This window comes from Bacillus sp. JJ1503, assembly GCF_036965125.1.
Taxonomy (GTDB): Bacteria; Bacillota; Bacilli; order Bacillales; family Cytobacillaceae; genus Cytobacillus.
This window is the reverse complement of sequence record NZ_JBALOZ010000119.1, coordinates 1,700-4,643: the sequence shown is the minus strand read 5'-3', so window position 1 is coordinate 4,643 and position 2,944 is coordinate 1,700. Positions and strand designations below refer to the sequence as shown.

At 53.0% G+C, this 2,944-nt stretch carries 1 rRNA gene; it reads right to left on the bottom strand.

The annotated features are described in order from the left end of the window. Positions 1 to 2,934, bottom strand: a 23S ribosomal RNA gene (locus tag V7149_RS10475). Positions 2,935 to 2,944 lie beyond the last annotated feature (10 nt).

Genomic DNA, 2,944 nt, shown 5'->3' with positions numbered 1-2,944 from the left:
TGGTTAAGTCCTCGACCGATTAGTATTTGTCAGCTCCACGTGTCGCCACGCTTCCACCTCAAACCTATCAACCTGATCATCTTTCAGGGGTCTTACTAGCTTGACGCTATGGGAAATCTCATCTCGAGGGGGGCTTCATGCTTAGATGCTTTCAGCACTTATCCCGTCCGCACATAGCTACCCAGCTATGCCTTTGGCAAGACAACTGGTACACCAGCGGTGCGTCCATCCCGGTCCTCTCGTACTAAGGACAGCTCCTCTCAAATTTCCTGCGCCCACGACGGATAGGGACCGAACTGTCTCACGACGTTCTGAACCCAGCTCGCGTACCGCTTTAATGGGCGAACAGCCCAACCCTTGGGACCGACTACAGCCCCAGGATGCGATGAGCCGACATCGAGGTGCCAAACCTCCCCGTCGATGTGGACTCTTGGGGGAGATAAGCCTGTTATCCCCGGGGTAGCTTTTATCCGTTGAGCGATGGCCCTTCCATGCGGAACCACCGGATCACTAAGCCCGACTTTCGTCCCTGCTCGACTTGTAGGTCTCGCAGTCAAGCTCCCTTATGCCTTTACACTCTTCGAATGATTTCCAACCATTCTGAGGGAACCTTTGGGCGCCTCCGTTACTCTTTAGGAGGCGACCGCCCCAGTCAAACTGCCCACCTGACACTGTCTCCCGCCCCGATCAGGGGCGCGGGTTAGAATTTCAATACAGCCAGGGTAGTATCCCACCGATGCCTCCACCGAAGCTGGCGCTCCGGCTTCCAAGGCTCCTACCTATCCTGTACAAGCTGTACCGAAATTCAATATCAGGCTACAGTAAAGCTCCACGGGGTCTTTCCGTCCTGTCGCGGGTAACCTGCATCTTCACAGGTACTATAATTTCACCGAGTCTCTCGTTGAGACAGTGCCCAGATCGTTACGCCTTTCGTGCGGGTCGGAACTTACCCGACAAGGAATTTCGCTACCTTAGGACCGTTATAGTTACGGCCGCCGTTTACTGGGGCTTCAATTCAGAGCTTCGCTTGCGCTAACCCCTCCTCTTAACCTTCCAGCACCGGGCAGGCGTCAGCCCCTATACTTCGCCTTGCGGCTTCGCAGAGACCTGTGTTTTTGCTAAACAGTCGCCTGGGCCTATTCACTGCGGCTCATCCGGGCTATTCACCCAAATGAGCACCCCTTCTCCCGAAGTTACGGGGTGATTTTGCCGAGTTCCTTAACGAGAGTTCTCTCGCTCACCTTAGGATTCTCTCCTCGCCTACCTGTGTCGGTTTGCGGTACGGGCACCTTTTCCCTCGCTAGAGGCTTTTCTTGGCAGTGTGGATTCAGGAACTTCGGTACTATATTTCCCTCGCCGTCACAGCTCAGCCTTCACGCAAGCGGGATTTGCCTCGCTTGCAGCCTAACTGCTTGGACGCGCTATTCCAGCAGCGCGCTTACCCTATCCTCCTGCGTCCCCCCATTGCTCAAACGGTAAAGAGGTGGTACAGGAATATCAACCTGTTGTCCATCGCCTACGCTTTTCAGCCTCGGCTTAGGCCCCGACTAACCCTGAGCGGACGAGCCTTCCTCAGGAAACCTTAGGCATTCGGTGGATGGGATTCTCACCCATCTTTCGCTACTCATACCGGCATTCTCACTTCTAAGCGCTCCACCAGTCCTTACGGTCTAGCTTCAACGCCCTTAGAACGCTCTCCTACCACTGACATCGCAGATGTCAATCCACAGCTTCGGTGATACGTTTAGCCCCGGTACATTTTCGGCGCAGAGTCACTCGACCAGTGAGCTATTACGCACTCTTTAAATGGTGGCTGCTTCTAAGCCAACATCCTGGTTGTCTAAGCAACTCCACATCCTTTTCCACTTAACGTATACTTTGGGACCTTAACTGGTGGTCTGGGCTGTTTCCCTCTTGACTACGGATCTTATCACTCGCAGTCTGACTCCCATGGATAAATCTTTGGCATTCGGAGTTTGTCTGAATTCGGTAACCCGATGAGGGCCCCTAGTCCAAACAGTGCTCTACCTCCAAGATTCTAACAACATGAGGCTAGCCCTAAAGCTATTTCGGAGAGAACCAGCTATCTCCAAGTTCGATTGGAATTTCTCCGCTACCCACACCTCATCCCCGCACTTTTCAACGTGCGTGGGTTCGGTCCTCCATCCAGTGTTACCTGGACTTCAACCTGGACATGGGTAGGTCACCTGGTTTCGGGTCTACGACCACATACTCATTCGCCCTATTCAGACTCGCTTTCGCTGCGGCTCCGTCTATTCAACTTAACCTCGCATGTAATCGTAACTCGCCGGTTCATTCTACAAAAGGCACGCCATCACCCGTTAAAGGGCTCTGACTACTTGTAGGCACACGGTTTCAGGAACTATTTCACTCCCCTTCCGGGGTGCTTTTCACCTTTCCCTCACGGTACTGGTTCACTATCGGTCACTAGGGAGTATTTAGCCTTGGGAGATGGTCCTCCCTGCTTCCGACGGGATTTCACGTGTCCCGCCGTACTCAGGATCCACTCTGGAGGGAACGAAGTTTCAACTACAGGGCTTTTACCTTCTATGGCCGGCCTTTCCAGACCTGTTCATTTACCTCGTTCCTTTGTAACTCCGTGTAGAGTGTCCTACAACCCCAAGAGGCAAGCCTCTTGGTTTGGGCTAATCCCGTTTCGCTCGCCGCTACTCAGGGAATCGCGTTTGCTTTCTCTTCCTCCGGGTACTTAGATGTTTCAGTTCCCCGGGTCTGCCTTCAATACCCTATGTATTCAGGTAAAGATACTGTTCCATTACGAACAGTGGGTTCCCCCATTCGGAAATCTCCGGATCAAAGCTTACTTACAGCTCCCCGAAGCATATCGGTGTTAGTCCCGTCCTTCATCGGCTCCTAGTGCCAAGGCATTCACCGTGCGCCCTTATTAACTTAACCATAAAAATGG